Annotated in this window: 16 protein-coding genes and 1 other annotated feature; of the genes, 1 reads left to right on the top strand and 15 read right to left on the bottom strand. The window is 55.1% G+C overall.

Going from position 1 to position 22,031, the window contains the following annotated elements:
* The first annotated feature begins 13 nt into the window (after positions 1 to 13).
* Positions 14 to 556, top strand: a complete 543-nt coding sequence (locus tag DKB62_RS11090) for a YrbL family protein (protein WP_157949750.1) — start codon at positions 14 to 16, stop codon at positions 554 to 556.
* 147 nt (positions 557 to 703) lie between these two features.
* On the opposite strand, the gene DKB62_RS11085 is transcribed toward DKB62_RS11090, so the two are convergent.
* From DKB62_RS11085 to mutS, 15 genes are all read right to left on the bottom strand, one after another.
* Positions 704 to 1,945 (bottom strand): IS256 family transposase, encoded by a 1,242-nt coding sequence (locus DKB62_RS11085; protein ID WP_107196844.1) that lies wholly within the window; start codon positions 1,943 to 1,945, stop codon positions 704 to 706.
* 292 nt (positions 1,946 to 2,237) lie between these two features.
* Positions 2,238 to 4,112, bottom strand: a complete 1,875-nt coding sequence (locus DKB62_RS11080; RefSeq protein WP_107196515.1) for a heavy metal translocating P-type ATPase — start codon at positions 4,110 to 4,112, stop codon at positions 2,238 to 2,240.
* Between the two features lie 154 nt (positions 4,113 to 4,266).
* Positions 4,267 to 5,601 carry an MFS transporter gene (locus DKB62_RS11075; RefSeq protein ID WP_087478277.1) on the bottom strand — a complete coding sequence of 445 codons (1,335 nt, stop codon included), beginning with the start codon at positions 5,599 to 5,601 and terminating at the stop codon, positions 4,267 to 4,269.
* Between the two features lie 69 nt (positions 5,602 to 5,670).
* Positions 5,671 to 5,915 (bottom strand) — a binding site (T-box leader).
* A 196-nt stretch (positions 5,916 to 6,111) separates the two neighbouring features.
* Entirely contained in the window at positions 6,112 to 6,387 is a 276-nt protein-coding gene (locus tag DKB62_RS11070; RefSeq protein WP_087478275.1) for a metal-sensing transcriptional repressor, read from the bottom strand.
* 24 nt (positions 6,388 to 6,411) lie between these two features.
* Positions 6,412 to 8,775, bottom strand: coding sequence for an endonuclease MutS2 (locus DKB62_RS11065; RefSeq protein WP_107196513.1), 2,364 nt, complete (start codon positions 8,773 to 8,775; stop codon positions 6,412 to 6,414).
* 20 nt (positions 8,776 to 8,795) lie between these two features.
* A complete protein-coding gene (locus DKB62_RS11060) occupies positions 8,796 to 11,219 on the bottom strand; it encodes a U32 family peptidase (protein ID WP_107196512.1) in 2,424 nt (807 codons plus the stop codon).
* A gap of 152 nt (positions 11,220 to 11,371) precedes the next feature.
* Entirely contained in the window at positions 11,372 to 12,463 is a 1,092-nt protein-coding gene (locus DKB62_RS11055) for an iron-containing alcohol dehydrogenase family protein (protein ID WP_107196511.1), read from the bottom strand.
* 3 nt (positions 12,464 to 12,466) lie between these two features.
* Positions 12,467 to 12,988 (bottom strand): gamma carbonic anhydrase family protein, encoded by a 522-nt coding sequence (locus tag DKB62_RS11050; protein ID WP_107196510.1) that lies wholly within the window; start codon positions 12,986 to 12,988, stop codon positions 12,467 to 12,469.
* A 25-nt stretch (positions 12,989 to 13,013) separates the two neighbouring features.
* Positions 13,014 to 13,880 carry a 16S rRNA (adenine(1518)-N(6)/adenine(1519)-N(6))-dimethyltransferase RsmA gene (gene rsmA / locus DKB62_RS11045; RefSeq protein ID WP_107196509.1) on the bottom strand — a complete coding sequence of 289 codons (867 nt, stop codon included), beginning with the start codon at positions 13,878 to 13,880 and terminating at the stop codon, positions 13,014 to 13,016.
* Positions 13,867 to 14,427: a ribonuclease M5 gene (gene rnmV / locus DKB62_RS11040; protein WP_087478269.1), complete on the bottom strand. Its 561-nt coding sequence runs from the start codon at positions 14,425 to 14,427 to the stop codon at positions 13,867 to 13,869. The genes rsmA and rnmV overlap by 14 nt, the downstream gene beginning before the upstream one ends.
* Positions 14,420 to 15,670: a methionine gamma-lyase family protein gene (locus DKB62_RS11035; protein ID WP_198643538.1), complete on the bottom strand. Its 1,251-nt coding sequence runs from the start codon at positions 15,668 to 15,670 to the stop codon at positions 14,420 to 14,422. The genes rnmV and DKB62_RS11035 overlap by 8 nt, the downstream gene beginning before the upstream one ends.
* Before the next feature lie 98 nt (positions 15,671 to 15,768).
* On the bottom strand, positions 15,769 to 16,698 hold the full coding sequence (gene miaA, locus DKB62_RS11030; protein ID WP_107196507.1) for a tRNA (adenosine(37)-N6)-dimethylallyltransferase MiaA: 930 nt from the start codon (positions 16,696 to 16,698) through the stop codon (positions 15,769 to 15,771).
* Positions 16,699 to 17,484 (bottom strand): class I SAM-dependent methyltransferase, encoded by a 786-nt coding sequence (locus DKB62_RS11025; protein WP_095629433.1) that lies wholly within the window; start codon positions 17,482 to 17,484, stop codon positions 16,699 to 16,701.
* 2 nt (positions 17,485 to 17,486) lie between these two features.
* Positions 17,487 to 19,442: a DNA mismatch repair endonuclease MutL gene (mutL, locus tag DKB62_RS11020; RefSeq protein ID WP_107196506.1), complete on the bottom strand. Its 1,956-nt coding sequence runs from the start codon at positions 19,440 to 19,442 to the stop codon at positions 17,487 to 17,489.
* Positions 19,439 to 22,003 carry a DNA mismatch repair protein MutS gene (gene mutS, locus DKB62_RS11015; RefSeq protein WP_107196505.1) on the bottom strand — a complete coding sequence of 855 codons (2,565 nt, stop codon included), beginning with the start codon at positions 22,001 to 22,003 and terminating at the stop codon, positions 19,439 to 19,441. Before mutS ends, mutL begins: the two co-directional genes overlap by 4 nt.
* Positions 22,004 to 22,031 lie beyond the last annotated feature (28 nt).

Raw genomic sequence — 22,031 nt, 5'->3', positions numbered from 1 at the left:
AGGAGATATATCTATGGAAACCACAATAATCACGTTAACGGACGATTTATTTATCGGCAAAGGGTATCACAAAAAATGCTATCGCCATCCCCATGATCCCGGCTTATGCATAAAAATGGCCTACAGTGACGAGGGACAAAAGGATTTAGATAGAGAAATTAAGTATCTAAAAGTCCTGAAACGCAAAAATAAAAATTATGATATCCTGCCGGCCTATTATGGGCCTATAGAAACCAACCTAGGCACAGGGCATGTATATGAGTTCATTCAGGATATTAATGGAGGCCAATGCAAAACTTTAACAGACTATTTGCAGGATCCAACATTATTAAATTCCAATGTATCCATGTTAATAGAAGAACTTCAAAAATTAAAAACAGACTTAATTGAAAATGAAATCATTACGATGGATATTTTTCCCACAAACATTCTTGTCCAATGGAGGGGGGAATCCAATTATCGTCTCAGAGTCATCAACGACATGGGCAGCCCAGCACTGATTCCACTAGAATATTATTTTAGTTCCATTGCAAAGGCTAAAATTATGAGCCTGTGAAAAAATCTCTGTAAACATAGATCTTCTATGATACTTGGTAAGCTGAAAGCGAATTTGAGAACTTTCAGCTCATGGTTTATATATAACAACACATGCTGAACATGTCAAGTACAGACAGGATTTTCGCCTGCTTTTGCCAGCTATGCGTTACTCTGGGAGTCGGCCTTCGTACATTATGCTCAGTTCCCCATACACCTGTCCCCAGTTTCGGATTGGCATGGTCCATTTTTTGGTGGCTTCAAACGTCGCCAGATACAGGGCTTTTAAAAGCGCTGTATCGCTTGGAAATACGCTTCTCTGACGGTTCAGCTTCCGGTAGGTGGAATTCAGGGATTCGATGGCATTGGTCGTGTAAATCACTTTTCTTACGTTCATGGAAAACTTGAAAATTGGGCAGATGGCATCCCAGTTTTGCTTCCAACTTTTCATGGAATTCGGATATTTTACAGACCATGTTTTGGTTACCCTTTCCAGAGATTCCAAAGCCTGTTCTTCAGACGGAGCCTGATAAATAGTCTTTAAATCATTGGCAAAAGGCTTACGATCCTTGTCTGCTACATATTTCAGCGTGTTTCGTACCTGATGTACGATGCAGCGCTGGTATTCCGTGTTAGGATAGGCTGCGGCGATGGCTTCTTTGATCCCGCTCAGGCCATCGGCACAGAGAATCAGGATATCTTTTACCCCGCGATTTTTCAATTCATTCAGCACGGAAAGCCAATATTTTGCGCTCTCATTGTCTCCGACCTGAATCGTCAGAACTTCTTTTTGTCCGTCTATGTTGATTCCCAGAATGACGTAGGCTGCCAGCTTCCGGATCACTCCGTTATCCCGGACAGAATAATGAATGGCATCAATATAGAGGACAGGATACACTTCCGACAGCGGGCGTTTCTGCCAGTCTTCAATTTGAGGCAGGATTTTATCGGTTACATCGGAAATGAAGCCTTCGGAAGCCTCAAATCCATAGATATCCTCTAACGTTTCTGAAATTTGCCGGGTCGTCATTCCCTTGGCATACATGGAGATAATTTTCTGGTCGATAGAAGAGATATCTTTTTGCCGTTTACGGACCACCTGCGGTTCGAACGTGGAGTTGCGGTCCTGCGGTACCTGGATATCTACGGTACCATACCGGCTGTTGACCCGCTTTCTCTTATACCCATTGCGGTAATCCTCGCTGTCAGACCGCTGGGATTTCTGATAGCCAAGGTGTTCGTCCATCTCGGTTTCCATCATTTCTTTGATGGTACCGCCCAGCAGGTCTTTCAGTGCTTCCTGAATATCTTCTGCGGATTGAATGTCATATTCTTGAAACAGTTGTTGAATAATGCTGCGTTTTCCTTCGGTCATAATGACCTTATGTACCGGTTTCTTTTCTCTTGCCATGATACTAAGCCTCCTATGATTTAGATTGTATCATAGAAGACCTATACCTAGCAGTTATTTACAGAAAAAGCTTCACATAGTCAAAATTATCCGCCACTGGAATCGATTCATACAGCATTTGGAACGTAACTATTCCGATCCCGCCATACTTCCACTTATCCAGGCAATAAAATGATAAATTAAGAGCTAATGCACTTTTCCGCAGTTCTTTTATCATATCTGTTTGGCAGCAAAGATAAAGGAGACATGTCCTCTTCGGCTGTCTCCTTCTTTTATGCATACGCACGCATTATTATGAGTTGTAATTCCATTTCAGCAAAAAGGCCGAGTTGACGATGACTATAACCGAGCCGGCATTGTGCACCAGGGCGCCGACGACGGGATTTAATATACCGAACATGGCCAAGGCGACGGCGATGAAATTCAGGGTCATGGAAAAGGTCAGGTTGCATTTAATCGTAAACATCATCCGTTTCGATAAGGCCACTAAATGGGGCAGTTCTTTGACTTCATCGTCTACGAGGACGATATCGGCAGCGTCGATGGCGATGTCGCTGCCAATGCCGCCCATAGCGATGCCCACATCGGACTGTTTCAGGGACGGCGCATCGTTGATGCCGTCGCCAATCATGCAGATGCGTTCCTGCCTGTTTTGGTAATCCCGAATATGACGGAGCTTGTCTTCCGGCAGGCATTGGGCATGTACGTCCTGAATCCCTAGCTGGGACGCGATGGCCTTTGCGGCGTTTTCGTTGTCCCCAGTCAGCAGCACCGGCTGTACGCCTAATCTGGTTAAATCCTGCATCATAGCTGCGCTTTCCCTGCGCACCGTATCGGTCAATGCCAGAAAGCCGGCAAATGCGGAATCGACGGCGACGTATATGACCGTACTGCCTTGGGCAATATATTCCTCGGCCCTATCTTTTGCTTCTTTCGATAGGACAGTACCAGCCGCTTCCATCATGGATTCATTACCGGCACGGACGTCTCTTCCCTCTATGCAGGCCGTTACGCCGGAGCCGACGATCATGTGAAATTGCTCTGCCCTCGGCAAGGCTGTGCCGTAAAGCTGCTGGAATCCCCGCACGACGGCTTTGCCCAAGGGATGTTCCGACGACGCTTCCGCTGCGGCTGCCAGCCGGTACAGCTGTTCTTTGCCAATAGCCGTTTCTGACGCCCAGACAGCTGTCACCTGCGGCATTCCATACGTCAAGGTACCGGTTTTATCAAAGGCAATTTTCGATACGCCGGCCAGGCGCTCCAGAGCATCGCCTTCGCGGACGAGGAACCCGTGCTTCGTCACGTTGCCGATACCGGCCATGATAGCCGTCGGCGTAGCCAATACGAGGGCGCAGGGACAAAATACGACGAGAATCGTAACGGAACGGATTATTTCCCCAGTAACAAACCAGGTTGCAGCGGCAGCCGACAACGCGGCGACGACAATCCATGTCGCCCAGCGGTCAGCGATGCCGACGATCTTGGCCTTCCCGGCGTCAGCCGACTGGACGAGACGGATCATGCGCTGAATAGAGCTGTCTTCGCCGACCTTCTTCGCTTCCATCGTAAAAGCGCCGAATTGGTTTACCGTACCGCTCGCCACAGTATCGCCGGCTTTTTTATCTACCGGCAGGGATTCGCCGGTCATGACGGCCTGGTTCACTGACGTCTGGCCGGACAGGATGACTCCATCGACGGGAATCGTTTCGCCGGGAATCACGCGCAGGATATCGCCGACCTGTACATGACTGGCTTCGATGAGTTCTTCCCTGCCGCCGCGCAGCACCCGGGCCGTCTGCGGCGTCAAGCGGACGAGCTTTTCAATTCCAGCCCGGGCTTTGGAGACGGTCATTTCTTCCAGCAGCGCGCCGAGCTGCATGATGAAGGCAACTTCACCGGCGGCAAAATCTTCGCCGATGATAACTGCCGCTACTAAGGCAATCGATACGAGTACGTCGGCCTTAATGTCAAATTTCGTAATCAGCCCAATACAGGCCTCTAAGATAATCGGCACGCCGCACAGTACGATAGCCACCCATGCCGGCTCAAAGGGCAGGGACCATAGATCAAAAATGCTGACAACCAGGGCAATCCCCGATATGACCAGCAAAACAATATCCTTTTTCATACCGCCTAATTCCAAAAACCATTCGAGTCGCTCAACCATATCATATCCCTCCTAAATAGGTATACCCCTATATGTATATCTTTTATGTGTTCATTATACATATAGGGGTATAGGCAGTCAAGTAAAATAAAAAAGAGACAGCGCGTCGGAATCTCTCCTTCACGCTATCTCTTATGGTTTTCTGACAACAAGTTTACGCGTGGGCGTTCGTCGTCGCCGCTACGTGTTCTCTCGTCTTTTCTACGGCAGCTTTTGTTTCGGCATTTTTAGGCATGGACCATACGATGACGGCAGCCAGGAATACCAATACGGCAAAGATGTACATGCCGGCATCGCGGCTGTAGTTCTGAATCATGTAGCCCAGCAGCATGGGAGCGAAGAAGCCGCTCAAATTGCCCAGGGCGTTGATGGCTCCGCGGGCACCGCCGGCCACTTCGGGCTGGAAGGTTTCGGCGACGATAGTCCACAATACGGGATGGCCCGACAGCCAGAAGAAACCGCAGAGGCACAGGAAGGCAAAGGACAGCCAACCCGAATAGGACGCCGTAAATACGGAAGCGATGATGCACAGGCCGACGCAGACGTACGGAATGATGCAGTACTTGCGGCGGTTCTGGCTCTTATCAGCCATGCGGCCGAAGAAGACGATGCCCAAGGCGGCAGCGATATTCGGCAGCGCCGACAGCCAGCCAACCATGCCGATATCGGCTTTCAGGATATCCTTGATAATCGTCGGCAGCCAGAAGCTCAATACGTAGAAGGCGCAGCAAATGAGGAAATATACGGCAACCATTTTCCACAAGTTAATATCGAAGACCAATTCTCTGTAGCTCGTCTTCGTCGCGCTCTTATTCGTGGCGGCAGCGGCTTTTTTCGCGGCCGCTTCGGCAGCCAGTTCGCTTTCAATCCAGTTGCGTTCTTCTTCACTCAGCCATTTCGCCTTGCTCGGACGGTCAGCGATGAGGGGCATCCACAAGAAAATCAAGGCGATGGAAGCAACGCCTTCGATGATGAACATTTCACGCCAGCCCCAGGTCGCGATGAGCCAGCCCGAAATGGGGCCGGAAATAATGGCCGATAAGGGGAAGCTCAGCAAGAAAATCGAATTGGCGCGGGCTCGTTCCGCCGGCGGGAACCAATGAGAAATGATGACTAAAATCGCCGGAAAAATACCGCCTTCAGCGATGCCCAAAATAAAGCGCACGACGTTGAATTCAAAGGACGTGCTGATAAATCCGCAAATCGTCGCGCAGCCGCCCCAAATGACGATCATGGCCGCAATGAAATGCTTGGCGCTCTTCCGTTCCGCCAAATGGCCGCCCGGAACCTGCAGGAGCAAATAGCCCCAGAAGAAAATGCCGATGGCCATGCCGATCGCCACGGCGTCTAAGCCCAAGTCTTCCATCATGCCGCCGGCCATGGCAAAGGAAATATTGGCGCGGTCGATGTTGGCCACAATATATACCAGCACTGTCGCCGGCAAAATGCGCCACCATCGCGTGTTTGGAATCTTCGTTTCGTTCGTCATACTACCATCTCCTTCAAAATCTCTGTTCTTTCCATAGTACAACTCAAAATAAAAAAAATCTTTCATCTCACCAGAGACGAAAGATTTACTCACGCGTTACCACTCTAATTCATGCCATACGGCATGCCCTCAGCAGGTACGGACAATGTGTCGATACCCTCCTGTCTGTTAACGGCCAGGCCCCGGCTCCGCCTACTGCAATGTTCAGGGAGCTGCTTCGAGACGAGTTCACTTCCATTCCGTTGCCGCTTCCCACCAGCCAGCGGCTCTCTGCAAACTTTCTGGAACTTACTATTTCTCTTCAACGCATTTTTATTTTGACTTGATGTATGCATAGTACCACAACTCATAGTCTTTGGCAAGCAGTTTTTTTGAAAATTTTCAGTAAACTTTTAAGTTAATCGTTTTATGTATCTCATCAAATTTAAGTTAATCGTTTAAATAATAAAGAAAAGCCGCAGCGAAGGCCCTTGTTAAAGGCCGGCTTCGCTGCGGCTTTTCATGTCATTTTTATTTAATATTCGCAAACCGTTCGACGGCTTTCGTAAACTTTTCGATGGTCTTGTCCGGGTCGCCGTGGGCAATGCCGTCGCGGACGCAATGGCGGATGTGACCTTCTAAAATAACCTGTCCGCACTTATGCAGGGCCGATTTCGCCGCATTAATCTGCGACAGGATATCTTCGCATGGAATATCTTCGTCGATCATGCGGTCGATAGCCTGTACCTGGCCGATGATCTTCTTCAGCCGGCGGTGCAGATTCTCTGCATCCATGCATTGTTTCATGTAGCATTCCCCCTTATGTGCTGACTAAAAATATACGAGCGTCACGCCGGCGCCGCCGCCTTCTACGTCGTCGAGGGCGTACTTCTTGACGAAGGGCTGGCTGTCTAAAAACTCGTGGATTTGACGGCGCAGGGCGCCGCTTCCCTTGCCGTGGATGATCCGTACAGGGCTGAATCCGGCAGCCAAGGCCTGATCCAGGAATTTTTCCACGTCCGGCAGCGCTTCCTGATAAGTCTTGCCGATGATATTGAGCTCCGTTGCAACGCTGGCCGTGCGGATAGGCCGGAAGGAAGACGAAGCGCTGGCCTTGCGTTCTGCCTGCTCTTCCCTCTTGATTTCATCCAGATAGGGGGCGCTGACATCCTGCAGCTTGACGCGAACCGTCATGCCCCGGACCGATACGGTCAGCTTCTTGCCGTTGATTTCCGTGACCGTACCCAGTCCGTCCAGGGAATTGATAAATACACTTTGGCCTACTTTAAGCTGCGACGGGTCGACAGGATCGCGGCGCGGCTTTTCCTTATCAGGCAGGGAAATCTGCTGAATCGCCCGGCGGGCCTGGTCGATAGCCTTGGCCTTTTCCTTGTCGGAGCTGTCCTTGGACTGCTGCTTGAGCTCGCGGATGATCCGTTCCGCTTCGACGCGGAGATTGCGCTTCAAATCAAAGGCTTCGCGGCGGCTCGAGTCGATAATATCCTGCCGCTTGGCCGATACCTTTTCCTTTTCCCGGCGCAGCTCGTCTTCTATGCGGCGCACGTCGGCCAGCTTCTGTTCCAGCTCGGCCTGCTCTTCGTCCATGCGCTTGGATTGGCTGTTGAGCTTGGTCAAAATAGCTTCCATGTCGACGTCCTGAGCCTTGCTGCGCAGCTCCTTCGCCTTGGCCAGTATCTCCGCCGGCATGCCGAGGCGTTCGCTGATGCTGAAGGCATGGCTGCTGCCGGCGGCGCCGATGCGCAGCTTATACGTCGGCCGCAGCGTTTCTTCATCGAATTCTACGTGGCCGTTTTCAATGCCCGGCGTATTGTAGGCGTAGTTTTTTAAATCGTTGTAATGGGTCGTCACCATGACGTAGGACCCTTTTCGATACAAGGCGTCCAGTACGGCGATGGCGATAGCGCTCCCCTCGGCCGGGTCCGTGCCGGAGCCCAGTTCGTCAGCCAGAATGAGGTCGTCAGCCGTGCAGTGGCGCAGGATGTAGACGATTTGCTTCATATGGCTGGAGAAGGTACTGAGGTTCTGGGAAATATCCTGTTCGTCGCCAATATCAGAAAAGACGTCGCGAAAAATGGGCAGCTCTGAATCTTCGCCGACAGGGATAAACAAGCCGGCCTGATGCATGAGGACCAGCAGCCCCAGCGTTTTCATCGACACGGTCTTACCGCCCGTATTGGAGCCCGTAATGAGAAGAATACGGTACTCGCCGCCAAGAACGATCGTATTAGGGACGACGGCCTTCGCGTCGATGAGTGGATGACGGGCCTGGACGAGGCGGACGATCCCTTTCTGCGAAACGGCCGGACGGCAGGCCTTCATCTGCTGGGCCAGCTGCGCCTTGGCAAAGGTGAATTCCAGCGTGGCGACGCATTTCGTGCTGTCCATGAGGTCTTCATATTGGCCGCTCACAAGGGCTGTCAGGCGGCGGAAAATACGCTCGATTTCCTTCGTCTCGCCGATGCGGGCAGCCTGCAAGTCGTTGTTGGCGTTGACGATCGCCAAGGGCTCGATGTACAGCGTCGAGCCGCTGGCCGACGTATCGTGGACGATGCCCGGAAAGGCATGGCGGTATTCCTGCTTGATAGGCACGACATAGCGGTTGTTGCGGACCGTTACCAGGGCGTCCTGGAAATACTTCTGGTATTCTTTATTCTGCAGCACGCCCGTTACGTACCGTTTCGTCTGCCGTTCCAGCTCGACGATGCGGTTTCGCAGGCGCATGAGCTCCGGCGACGCGTTGTCGCGAATCTGGTGATTTTGGTCGAACACGCCGGCCATTTTATGAGAAATAAGGGAAAAATCGCCGATACCTTCGGCTTTCTCTGCCAGCTGGGGATATTCCTCCCCCTTATCCATAAAATACTGGCGGATGTCGCCGTACCGCCGGACGTTGTTCCAAATATCGATACAGTCCTGCCCTTCGAGAGTCACGTCGCGCCGGGCCTTTTCCAAGGCCGGACGGATGTCGACGATGCCCCCCATCGGTACGGACGCCTCGCTCTGCAGACAGCGATAGGCTTCTTCCGTATCGTTCAGGCTCCGGGCTACTTCCTCTGCCTCACATACCGGCTTGAGCCGGCGGGCAATCTCCTTGGACATGCGCGACGGCGCGAGGCGTACGAGCATGTTTTGTACTTGATAAAAGCCGAGAATACGCAAACTTCGTTTATTCATCTATTTTTGTTACTCCTGATTTATAAAATACCGCGGAAAAAATGGCCTCGCGTAACGCCGCGGTCTTCCTTGCCGAAGACCATCGTTTCCAAGCCGTCGCGGAGACGAACATACTGCTTCGTCGTGCGGCCTATCCATTCGGGAGAGCATCCCCGTCCTTCAATGCGCAGTACAGAAATGCCGGCCCGCTTCAGCTCGTTGAAATAGGGAACCATATCCAGCTCTTTGCTGTTCAGGATATGGCTGCGGCAATACTGGTCCGTCACGACGGGAAATTGTTCATTCCGCCGGTCTTCCAAGGCAAAGCCGCCTTTCATGCAGGGAGCGGAACAGTCGGTCTTGCGGCCCGTTCCGGCGAAGGCCGCGACGGCGCATGATTCGGTAATCATCATTTCCAGCCGTCCTGCTGCAACGGCTTCGACGGGGCAGCGGACAGCTTCGGCTATCTTCCCTATCTGCCGCAGCGTCGCTTCGGCAGACACGGTAATGCCGGCGCAGCCCAGCCGCACGTATTCGCCTGCCGCCGCGCTGTTGAATATATTTAACGGCCAATCGGCATATACGGGTATATGGGCCTCCATATCCCGCAGCATGGAAAACACGCTCATAGAACCGGCGTACACGCCGTCAACGCCGCTCTGCAGGGCCTGTTCCAGCTCACGCCGCACCAACCCGTTGTGCCGCTGCGACACGACGCGGGGCGTCGCCGCCCACAAGGAAACGCCCCGTTCATGAGCAATGCGGACGGCTTCCAGCCATTGGGCGGCAGAAAACGAATGGTGATGGTACGATTCACCGCCGAAAATCACCCGGTCGGCGCCGCTGTCTGCGGCAGCCTGGACGGCGTCTATGGAATCGCAGCGGACGGCTATGGATAAGGGTATGCGCTGCCCATTGCCTGAGGCTTGGACAAAGCAGTCGTCAGACGGCGTCCCGGCCGACGGGCGGACGTACTCCGCCAGAATATCTTCGGTCAGCTTATCGGCGCATTGGCGGCGCAGCTCGTTGAGCACGCTGGCCGGAATCATATACGATTCATCCCAAATCGTAGCGTCGGCCAGCGTAAAGGGCGTATCGCCGAGGCGATCGAGCTGGCTCTTCACCCATTCGGCCGTGGCCGGACGCTTCTTCGCCTTCTGCACGACATAGTCCGATACGACGTCCGCCGTATGGCCTCCTTCATCCCATCCCGTCAGCCGCAGCCGCCCTTCGCCGTCTGCATCGACGTGGCAGTACAAGGCGATGCGCCGCTGCAGCCCTTCGGCATGGCTCTGCCGGTCTTCCTTGCGGGCCAGCCGGTATATGGTGCCGGTCAGCAAATCGCTGCGGCGCATTTCCAGGACAAATTGCTTCTTATTGGAAAACGTACCGACGGCAGAGCGAACTTCATCGATACATTCCCGTCCGTCAGGCGCGACGATTTTGATCATATCGCCGGCAGCCAGGGGCTCGTCCAATACGGCATCGACGACGTTGTCCCGATATGCCGAGGCTATGCCGACGCGCCGTCCCTGATTGCCGCCGCCCTGCTCGGTAAGAGTGCGGCGGCCTACCGTCCCGGCGAGGAAATCGTGCTGATACGTGCGGTTAAAGCTTTCCGCCGTCAGCTGCACCGCATCAGCCATGGCGTCCTTTCGCTCCTGAGCCGAGCGGCAATGGCTGTCCATGACGCGGCGGTAAGCCTGCACGACGGAACGGACATAGCCCAGCCCCTTCATGCGGCCTTCGATTTTAAAGGAAGACACGCCGGCGTCCATGAGTGCGTCGATATATTCGAGGCTGTTCAAATCCTTCAAGCTCAGGATATAGGCGCCTTCCTTCAGCAAAGGGCTGCCGTCTTTCGTCAAATTGTACGGCAGGCGGCACGGCTGGGCGCAGGCGCCGCGGTTGCCGCTGCGGCCGCCGATAAAGCTGCTCATGAGGCATTGTCCCGAATAGGACATGCACGACGCGCCGTGAATAAACACTTCAATAGCCATCGTCGTATGACTGCATATTTCCCGGATTTCATCGAGGGACACTTCCCGGGCCAGGACGGCCTGCGTAAAGCCGAGTCGTTCCAAAAAGCGCACGCCGTCCAAATCGGCGACGGTCATCTGGGTGCTGCCATGCAGGGGCAGATTGGGCGCAGCCTTGCGGGCTATGGCGGCGACGGCCAAATCCTGCACGATGATGCCGTCTACTCCAATGGAGTCCAAATATTTCAAATAGCCCGTCAGAGCCTTGAGCTCCTTATCGGCCATGACGATGTTGACGGTCACATATATCTTTACGCCGAATACGTGGGCAATGCGCACGGCTTCGGCCAATTCTTCATCTGAAAAATTGTGGGCAAACTTGCGGGCGTTAAACGACTTGCCGCCTAAATACACGGCGTCCGCCCCGGCGTCAATAGCCGACAGCACATGATCCAGCGAACCTGCCGGCGCTAATAATTCTGCCATGAGTCCTCCTTTACAAGCCAATCCAAGTAATACATATAGGCTATTATATCATAGATTATGTAAATAGGCTGTACGTTATTTGTCAGCAAACATTCACAAAAAGAGTGATTGCCCGCCTCTCAGGCAATCACCCTCTCCTATCGTTACATATATTATCTTCGTATAGCCTTGTAGATATTCGACACTACACCGGCCGTCACGTCATAGGACGTAGCCTTCACGGAATTTGTCTTCATCGTCATGGCCGTGAATTTCGCAACGTCTTCGTTGCTCAGCTCCACCACTTCGGGCATGAGGTCTTTCATGAAGGCTCCAAAGTCTTCGGCGTCGGAAAATCCTAGGATTTCCCATACCCGTTCCGCCTTATCGGCCATGGATTCTTCCATGAGCTTCATGTACTGCGGCAGGAGCAGGCCGTTGGCCCGGCCGTGGGACAGGCCTTTATAATAGGTCAGGGGATAACCCATGCCGTGAACCAGCGTCGTGCCGGCCTGAGAAATGACGATGCCGGCCAAGGTCGAGGCGTACATGAGGTCTTCGCGGACAGCGTAAGGCAAGTGGCCGCGAAGGTTCGTCAGATGAACGCCGAGGAACCGCATGGCTTCTTCGGCCCACACGTCGCTGACCGGCGTCGAAGCCTTGGCCATGTAGCCTTCTATGGCGTGGGATAAGGCGTCGATAGCCGTATCGATCGTGACGGCTTCAGGCACGTCCATCGTAAAGGACGGGTCGGCCAGAGCCAGCTTCGGATATAAGAGCGGCGACTTGACCGATTGTTTTGTGCCGGCGCTGTGATTCGTCAGCACGCTGATCTTCGTCACCTCGCTGCCGGTACCCGACGTCGTAGGCACGGCGACGATCGGCAAGGGCGCTTTATACGGGCCTTTGAACAGGGCCGCGTCATCCAATTCATTCGTACACAGCAGGGCAATGACCTTGGCCGCATCCATAGGCGAGCCTCCGCCGATGCCGACGACGAAATCGACGCCCTCCTGCCGGCCCAAAGCCGCGCCCTTGCGCACCGTTTCGACAGACGGATTGGCTTCTACGTCGTCGAACAAGACCCATTCGATTCCCAAGGATTCCAGCAGGGATACGACGGCAGCCTGGGAGCCGTTTTGCTTTGCCGAACGGCGGCCCGTAACGAGGAGGGCTTTGCTGCCCAAGGCTTTGACGTCGTCGCCGGCTTCGGCTACGCAGCCTTTGCCAAAGTACAGTTTTGTCGGCATTTCATAGGAAAACATAGTCTATTCCCCCTGTATCTTCTTGTACTCCGCCCCTAAATCGGCATACAGCTTGACCTCGCTTTGTACGCCGTCGACTTCTTCCTGAGACAGCTCGCGGACTACCTTGGCCGGCGTGCCGTATACGAGGGAACGGGGCGGAATGACCTTCTTTTTCGTAATCATCGTGCCAGCGCCGATGATCGATTCGTCGCCGATTTCCGTAGCGTCCATGAGGATGGAACCCATGCCGATCAGGCAGCCCTTGCCAATCGAATGGCCGTGCAGGATGACGTTGTGGCCGACGAGGGTATTGTCGCCGATGATCATGGGCAGGGCCGGATAGGTGTGAACCGTCGAATTGTCCTGAATGCTGACGTTTTCACCGATGATAATCTGGCTTTCGTCGCCGCGAATCACGGTGTGGGGCCAAATATTCGCGCCGGCTTTAATCGTAACGTTGCCAATAATGACAGCCGATTCGGCAATATATGCCGTCGGGTCTATCTGCGGCGTATGTCCGCCGAACGAAATAATCTGTGCCATAGTCTGAATCCTCCTCAAAGAAATATTACTTCCCTTCATCCGCCGCCATATGGCTCCAGGCGTCGGCTACGTCGGCAAATTCCTGCAAGCTCATCGTTTCGCCGCGGCGGCTGCCGTCTATACGGCTGGCTTCCAATATGCCGGCAATCTGCTCTTTCGACAAGCCCGCCGATTTAAGGGTATTGGAAAAGGTCTTGCGGCGCTGAGAAAAGGCCGTCTTGACGACCTGGAAAAACCGTTTTTCGTCCTGCACCTGCACGGGCGGCGTCTGCCGCACGTCCATGGACACGACGGCCGACGTAACCTCCGGCGCAGGCATAAAGCATTTCGGCGAAATTTCAAACAACATCCGGGGCTCCGTGTAGTATTGGACCGACACGGACAAGGCCCCGTATATCTTGCTACCCGGCGCGGCTACCATCCGTTCGGCCACTTCCTTCTGCACCATGACGACGATTTTTTCAATGGGAAGCTTCTGCTCAAGAAGCTTCATGATAATCGGCGTCGTAATGTAATAGGGCAGATTAGCGCAGACTTTAAAAGGCTTATGGTTCATCGTTTCGGCAATGTCGATGCGCATGATATCGCCGTGGACGACGCGGACATTGTCGTAATGCTCCAGCGTCTTGTCCAATACGGGCAGCAGATGGTCGTCCAGCTCAACGGCGGTTACAGCCGCCCCCGTTTCGGCCAGCGCCTGGGTCAGGGTGCCGATGCCCGGCCCGATTTCCAGCACGGGATCGCCGGGCTTGAGCTCCGCCGCTGCGGCGATATCGTCGACGACAGCATGGCGGATGAGAAAATTCTGGCCCAGCTTCTTGTTCATGCGCAGGCCGAAGCGATTGACGACGTAGCGTACTACGTCGGGATTGGACAAATCAACGTCTTTCACTGTCGTCTACCTCCTCTATCTTGGCGAGGGCCTCTTCCCATTCGGCGCGGGTAACACCGTAGTGATTGAGGCGCTTTAAAAATTGCTTGGCATTGCCGTAGCCGATGCCAAGAATGGCCCCGACGGCAGCCCGGCGGTCCGCCGCTTCGGGAGAGCCGTTCAAATCAGCCAATACGACGTCGGCCATCGTAAACTGTTCTTCCGGCTCGTACACGGCGCAGCGCGTCTTTTCCAAGGCCAGGCGAATCGCTTCGGGCGACGCCTGTTCTACGCCCAGGTCGCCGTTGGCGATGGCGTCCTTGCGGGGAATGAAAGCGTGCTTGGCGTCGGGAAAGCGCTCGGTCAAATACTTGCGGATGCGCTCGCCGGCGCTGTCCGGGTCGGTCAGGATGATGATGCCCCGCTTTTCATAGGCATACTGTATTTGCCGGATCGTATCCGGGCGCAGGTTAAACCCGTCGGTCGTAATCATGTCGGCGTCGATGCCGCTGGCCTGAATGCGGGCCACGTCAGAGCGGCCTTCGACGACGAGGACTTCCTTAATCATTCCGTTCTCCTTCGGCATGGTCGCTGATATACTTGGCAGCGCTCATGACGGCCAATACGTTGTGTTCAAAGACGATGCCGCCCTGAAGATAAATCATATAGGGCTCGCGAATGGGACCGTCGGCCGACAATTCAATGGACGAGCCCTGCACGAAATCGCCGGCAGCCATGATGATCTTGTCGGCATAGCCGGGCATGTCGTCGGGAATCGGCGTGACGTGGGCGTCAACTGGCGAGAAGGACTGAATTCCCTGGCAAAACAGGCACATGTTCTGTTCATTTTCCAAATAAATCGTCTGAATCAAGTCGTACCGTTCTTCTTCCGGCAGCGGAGATACCTTGAATCCCAACTGGGTGAAGACGGCCGCCGCAAAGACGGCTCCTTTAATGGCTTGGGCCGTCACATGAGGAGCCATGAAAAAGCCCTGGAAGAACAAGCGGTAGCCTGCCGCATAGGAGCCGAGTTCGTCGCCCAGTCCCGGCGCCGTCAAATAGTCCGCCGCCGCCGAGACCAAATCTTCCCGGCCGGCAATGTAGCCGCCTGTCGGCGCAATGCCGCCGCCGGGGTTTTTGATGAGCGAGCCGGCGATAATATCGGCGCCGGCTTCAATCGGTTCTTCTTCGGCGGCGAATTCGCCGTAGCAGTTGTCGACGAAGCAGATCGTCTGCGGGCTTACGGCTTTGACAGTCTGAATGATTTCGCGGATATCGGAAATCTTCAAGGACGCCCGCGTGCTGTAGCCGCGGGAACGCTGAATCAGCACCAGCTTCGGCTGGGCCGCCCCTACTTTTTCCCGGATGCCTTCCAAATCATAGGCATTGTTCTTCAGCGGCACTTCATCGTATATGACGCCCTTTTCCTTCAGGGAATGCGGCGTTTCGTGGGCATAGCCGATAACGCTCTGCATCGTATCGTACGGCGCGCCGATAAGGGATATCATCGTATCGCCGTGCTGCAGGAGGGCACACAGCACCGTAGCCAGGGCGTGGGTCCCCGATACGAAGTGGGGCCGTACGAGGGCTTTTTCCGCCTTAAACACGTGAGCGAATACTTCGTCCAGCTTTTCCCGTCCCATGTCGCTGTATCCGTATCCGGACGTACCGGCAAACTGATACAACGAAATCTGGCATTCTCTATACGCCTGCAGTACCTTCTGCGTGTTATGCAGGCAAATCGCGTCAATCCGTTCAAACTGAGCGGCGCAGGCCGCCATAGCCTGCTTTCTGATATGTTCCAAATCGATAGACAAAAACTCAGATCCTTTCTCCTGCTGCGTTCCCTGCATCCTGTCTTTGCTCTTTGCAGGAACGATTCTAATTTATTCTTATAATTATGTATATATTATCTGCCCTCAATCCAGGCGATGACATCGTCGGCCAGCGCTGCTTCCGAAGGGTACTGTTCTTTTTCAAACCAGCGTATATAGGGCATACGGCGATACCAGGTCATCTGCCGCTTGGCAAAGCGCCGTGTCCGTATTTTAATGCGCTCCGCCGCATCTGCCAGCGTCATCTTTCCCTGGGCGTACAATGTCAGTTCTTCGTAGCCGATGGCCTTCATGGATTGGCACTGAGGTGATACGCCGGCGTCCAGCAGCCCCTTGACCTCTTTGGGCCAACCTGCTTCCAGCATCAAATCGACGCGCCGTTCAATGCGCTCGTACAATTCGCTTCGCGGCAGGGACAAGCCGACGACGAAAGCGTCGTACACGAGGCCTTCCGCCTTTCCGGCCCGCACAAGCTGCCGGCCTTCGCCCTTTTCAATCGCCGCCATGAGGCGCACGAGGCGGTTCGTATTCGACAGCAGTTCATGCCAGTCCGCAGGCTGCCACTCCGTCTGCTCCATAATGTAGGATTTCAGCTCGACTTCCGACAATGCAGCGATACGCTCTCTGGCCTTCTGCCGCAGCGCCTCGTCGGCGCCGGAGCTATCAAAGCTGTAGCCTTCCAGCAATGCCTGGACATACAATCCCGTTCCGCCGACGAGAATGGGGATGTTCCCCTTCGCCGCTACGTCGGAAATAGCCTTCCGGGCCATCTGGCAGAACAAGGCCGCCGAATAGGGCTCGTCCGGCTCGGCGATGTCGACGAGGTGATGGGTATAACGGCGCAGCTCGCCGGCCGTCGGCTTGGCCGTACCGATGTCCATGCGCTTGTAAATCTGATAGGCATCGCCGGAAATGAGCTCCGTATGAAAATGTTCGGCCAGGGAAAAGCTCAGGGCCGTCTTGCCGACGGCCGTCGGGCCGATAATTGCAATTACTTTCTCCATTTATGCCTCCCCGTCTAAGACGGCGTAGCCGACGCGGCTGTATTTGCCGCCGTACCGCTTCATCTGCGGAAACGCCTGTTCCAGCTCGCGGAAATACCGGCCCTTGACGACGACGCGCCGCCGCGCTTTTTTGACGGCCAGCCGCAGGGATTCCACCGTCAGCGGCTCGTGATCCATAATAGGCCGCACGGGCTGGAATTGGCAGCTCGACGCCACGGGCCGGCTGAACATAGGGTCAAAATACAATACGTCGTACGGAGGGGCCGACTCGTCTTCTAAATACTCTTTATAATTTCCCCGCCGCACCTGGATGCGCCGCAAGGCCGCCGTCACATCGTCCATTTCATGACAAAAGTACCGGCATCCCCATTCCGTCACGGCTTCCAGCAGCGGCGAAGCTTCCAGCCCATGGACGACGGACCCGGCAGGCAGGGCAAAGGACGCCGTAATCGCGTCGGCGCCAAAGCCGCAGGTGCAGTCGAGGAGCCGTATCGGCCCTTCCGCTCCGATAGCTTCGAGCAGATGATCTGTCTGCCCCCTTCGAATATGCTGAATGCGAAGCTCTGCCATATTCAGACTGAAAAAGTGAGTGCCCTCAGCCCTCTTGAGCTGCGGCCCCCGCGACGTATACACGAGGATATCTTCTCCGTACGCAGCCTGCAATTCTTCCATCGTCCGGCCCCGGCGCGGCACGAAGGCGGCGCCGATTTCATCGGCCCAGACGCGGGCTTCCTTGGTCAACGTATCTTTTGCCTTCAGCGAAGGCGTTACATATATTTTTTCCATCGCTACGTCCGTTTGAATAATTTCGCCAGCTCGTCCGGCGTAAAGCGCACGATAATCGGCCGGCCATGCGGGCATACATAGGGCTTATCCGTATGGAATAAGTCTTCCAGCAGCTGCTTCATCTGGCGGATATTCAGCGCGTCGCCGGCTTTGATCGCGCCGTGGCACGATAAATACGCCAGGGAACGATGGCGCAGCGCCGCCTTGTCTACGGCGTCGTTTTCGTGAAGAGCCCGGCAGATATCCTCGAGAGAATCGGCTATCTGGCTCGTCGGCAAGTCGCAGGGAACCTCTTCCACGCGCAGCGTCGACGGCCCCGCCTCGGAATAGGTATAGCCCAAATCGGCGAATACGTCCGGCCGTTCCAGAAGCAAGGTCATGTCGTCGCCGTCGACTTCCACGAATTCCGCCGTCAGAAGCTGCTGGCTGGGCATTTTCTCCGCCCGCCGGCAGAATTTGTCGTATCGTATCCGTTCATGGGCTGCATGCTGGTCTATGATGTACAAATCCTGGCCCTTCTTGGCGATAATGAAGCAGTCGGCTACCTCGCCCAGAGGAATAAATACGTCTTCATCGCCGTCGAAGGTAATGACCGGCGCGTCGTCCTGCGCCGCCTGCCCCTTCGACGCCAGTTCGCGGCTAAAGGCGTCCCAATCGTCAGCTGAAGACCGGGAGGGCTCATATGTATTGGCCGACGACCGCGCAGCCGTTCTGCCCGTCTCGTCCTGACGGCTGTATACGGGAGTCACGACATCTCTCGTTTCCCACACGGGCATACGCCTCGGTTCCTGTACAGCGTCGGCGCGCCGCTGCGGCAGGGGCGAAAGGTCCTCAAAGGGAAGTTCCTGGGCTTGTGCCGGCGGAGCCGCCGTCTGCTCTTTCAGCTCCAACGCCTCTTCCTCCGCTTCCCTGCGCTGTATCTGCTGCGGCAGCATGTCGATGTTCGTCGCAATGTCCTCCGGCTTTTCCTGGGCTACCAGAGCCGTAATGATACTGTGGTACACGGCCCGATACACGGCCTGTTCGTCGGCAAATTTTATTTCCGTCTTGGCCGGATGAACATTGACGTCTACCGCCGCCGGATCCATGTGAATGTGAATCATGGCAAAGGGGTAGCCCGACTTGGGCAGCATGGCGTGATAGGCGTTTTCCACGGCCTTAAATATGAGGGGATTGTGCACGATGCGGCCGTTGACGATGCAGGTCTGCCAGGCCCGCGTGCTCTTTAACACCGACGGCTTGCCTACGTAGCCCTCAATGGCAATATCGCCGTCGTCATGAGAAATGGAAAAGATTTCCTTCGCCAGCGCCGCGCCGTAAATATTGGCTATCGTTTCTTTCAGCTCGCCGCCTCCGCCCGTATGCAGCGTCGTCCGGCCGTTATTCGTAAAGGTAAAGGCAATGGACGGATGCGACAAGGCCAGCTTGGTAATCATTTCGCTGATCTTGGAGCTTTCCGTCCGCTCGCTCTTCAAAAATTTGCGGCGGGCCGGCGTATTGTAAAATAAATCGCTTACTTCCATCGTCGTGCCTACAGGCGCGCCGATCTGGTCTTCGCTGGTAATCTCGCCGCCGTCGAGAAGGAGATGCGTAGCAAAGTCGTCGTCAGGCCGGCGCGTCGTAATCTGCATATGCGATACGGCGGCGATGCTGGGTACGGCTTCGCCGCGGAACCCCAGCGAGCTGATGGCAAAGATATCTTCGACGGCGCTGATCTTGCTCGTCGCATGGCGGATAATGCACTTGCGCGCGTCTTCGGGGCTCATACCGCAGCCGTCGTCGGTAACGCGCATATACGACTGGCCGCCATCGGCTATTTCCACTTCGATAGCCGACGCGCCGGCGTCGATGGCGTTTTCCACCAATTCTTTGACACACGACGCCGGCCGCTCTACGACTTCGCCGGCGGCAATTTTATTGCGCGTCGCCTCGTCAAGCAAATTTATAATAGAACTCAATTCATGCCGCTCCCTTCTTTAGCTTCTTTCTGCAAGGAGTAGAGAAATGAAATCGCTTCAATAGGCGTCATACTCGACACGTCAACGGACAACAGCCGCTCCAGCACGGGATCGGTAAACAGGCTGTCCGCCGGCGGACGGCTTTCTTTTTTAGTCACCGGCGTCGCCACGGCTCCCTGGGACTCCAGTTCCGACAGGATGACGTCGGCCCGCTTCAGCAGGCTTTCGGGAAGGCCGGCCAGCCGGGCTACGTGCAGGCCGTAGCTGCGGTCGGCGCCGCCGGGAATGATGCGCCGCAAAAATTTTATATTCTTGCCCCGTTCCTTTACGGCCACAGTGTAGTTCTTTATTTTTTCCGACGTATCGGCCATGTCGGTCAATTCGTGGTAATGGGTGGCAAAAAGCGTCAGGGCGTGGATGTGCTTCAGGCAATACTCGATGACAGCCCGGGCAATGGACATGCCGTCAAAGGTGCTTGTGCCCCGGCCGATTTCGTCGAGGACGAGGAGGCTGCGCTCCGTCGCGTGGCTTAAAATATAAGATACCTCTTTCATTTCTACCATAAAGGTGCTCTGACCGCTCAGGATGTCGTCGCTGGCGCCGATGCGGGTGAAAATACGGTCCACCGGGCAGATAGACGCCTCGCGGGCCGGGATAAACGAGCCAGTCTGAGCCATGAGTACCAGGACGGCAACCTGCCGCATGTACGTCGACTTGCCGGCCATATTCGGGCCGGTGATGACCAGGATTTCATGGCTGCTGTGGTTCAGCGTCACGTCGTTCGGCACGAACAGCTCGTCCTTCAGGAATTTTTCAATAATCGGATGGCGGCCGTCCTTGATCTGCACGGCCTGCTTCGTATTCAGGCCCGGCCGTATATAGTGGTTGTCATGGGCGGCGCAGGCCAGGCTGTACAGGCAGTCGACGCGGGCAATGGCCCGGGCGGTCTGCTGCATTTCCCGGATATGGCCCTGTATGTCCCTGCGGAGTTGGCCGAAAAGCTGGTATTCCAGCTCCAGCATCCGTTCCTGCGACGTCAGCACCTTGACTTCAAACTCCTTCAGCGCCGGCGTGATATACCGTTCGGCGTTGACCAGCGTCTGCTTGCGCACGTAATAATCGGGAATAGGCTTTGTATTGGCGTGGGAAATTTCAAAGTAATAGCCGAATACCTTCGTATAGCCTATTTTCATCTTGATGCCCGTCTTTTCTTTTTCCTGCTCTTCCAGCTCCTTCAAATAGGCCTTGCTGTTAGCGGCAATAGAGCGGATTTCGTCGAGCTCGGCTGAATAGCCGTCGCGGATGACGCCGCCGTTGCGGATAACCAGTCCCGGCTCGTCCTTGATGCTGCGGCACAGCAGGTCGTACATATCGTCGTGCGTCTGGATCCGATCGCGCAGGCGCTGGAGCAGGTCCGCATCGGCCTGCTCCAGGATGTACCGGAGTTGGGGTATTGCCGCCAGAGATTCCCGCAGGGCCACCAGGTCCTTCGGGCTGGCCGTCCCCGTTTCGATGCGGGTCAGGATGCGTTCGAAATCGTAAATCCGGTCCATCGTATCGGCCAGATCCTGCCGCATGATTTCATGGCTGAGAATCTCTTCGACGGCGTCCTGGCGCAGCGTAATATCGGCCATGCGCACCAGCGGCGCTTCCAGCCACTTGCGCAGCAGCCGGCCGCCCATAGCGGTCTTCGTCTTGTCCAAAATCGACAGGAGCGTGCCCTTGCGGCCGCCGTCGCGGACGTTCTGCGTAATTTCGAGATGGCGCAGGCTGGCGGCGTCGATGACCAGACGGCGCTCGTTGTCAATGCGTTCCAGCGAGTTGATATGGCCGATATCGGACTGCATGACTTCGCCGACATAGGTCAGGAGCATGCCGATGCAGGCCGCTGCTCCCTTCGCTTCCTCTACCGCTTCCGCCCCAAAATACCGGACTGCGACCGCTTCGTAGTCGGCGGCATCGTCAGCGGCAAAGGGCGTCACTGCGCACTGGGCCAGCCGGCTGCGCAGATAAGCCTGGACGGCGTCCATGTATTCGTCCATATGGGCGTATATGAGCTCGCTCGGCTCATATACCGAAAAAATATCAAACAGCACGTCGTCCATGGCGCCGGCGTTGCATAGGGACCACAGGCATTCTCCCGTCGTCACGTCCATCAGGGCGACGGCAATCGACGTGTCGCGCGCGCAGACGCAGCTGATATAGTTGTTCTTTTTCGAGGCTACGGCATTTTCCAGGGTAATTGTCCCCGGCGTGATGACCTTGATGATCTTGCGCTTGACGATGCCCTTGACCGTTTTCGGGTCTTCCATCTGCTCGCAGATCGCCACCTTGTAGCCCTTGTGGACCAGCCGCTCGATGTAGGTGTCGGCCGAGTGGAAGGGCACGCCGCACATAGGAACCCGTTCCTTATTTCCGACGCCCCGTCCGGTCAGCGTCAAATCCAATTCCCGCGATGCCGTCAAAGCGTCGTCGTTAAACATTTCATAAAAATCGCCAAGCCGGAAAAACAATATCTTATCCGGACATTGAGCCTTGACCTCCAAATACTGCTTAAGCATAGGAGTCAACTTTACTGTATCAGCCAAC

This window comes from Megasphaera stantonii, assembly GCF_003367905.1.
Taxonomy (GTDB): domain Bacteria; phylum Bacillota; class Negativicutes; order Veillonellales; family Megasphaeraceae; genus Megasphaera; species Megasphaera stantonii.
Note: the sequence above shows the minus strand (reverse complement) of the source record. Positions and strands in the feature narration are given on the sequence as shown.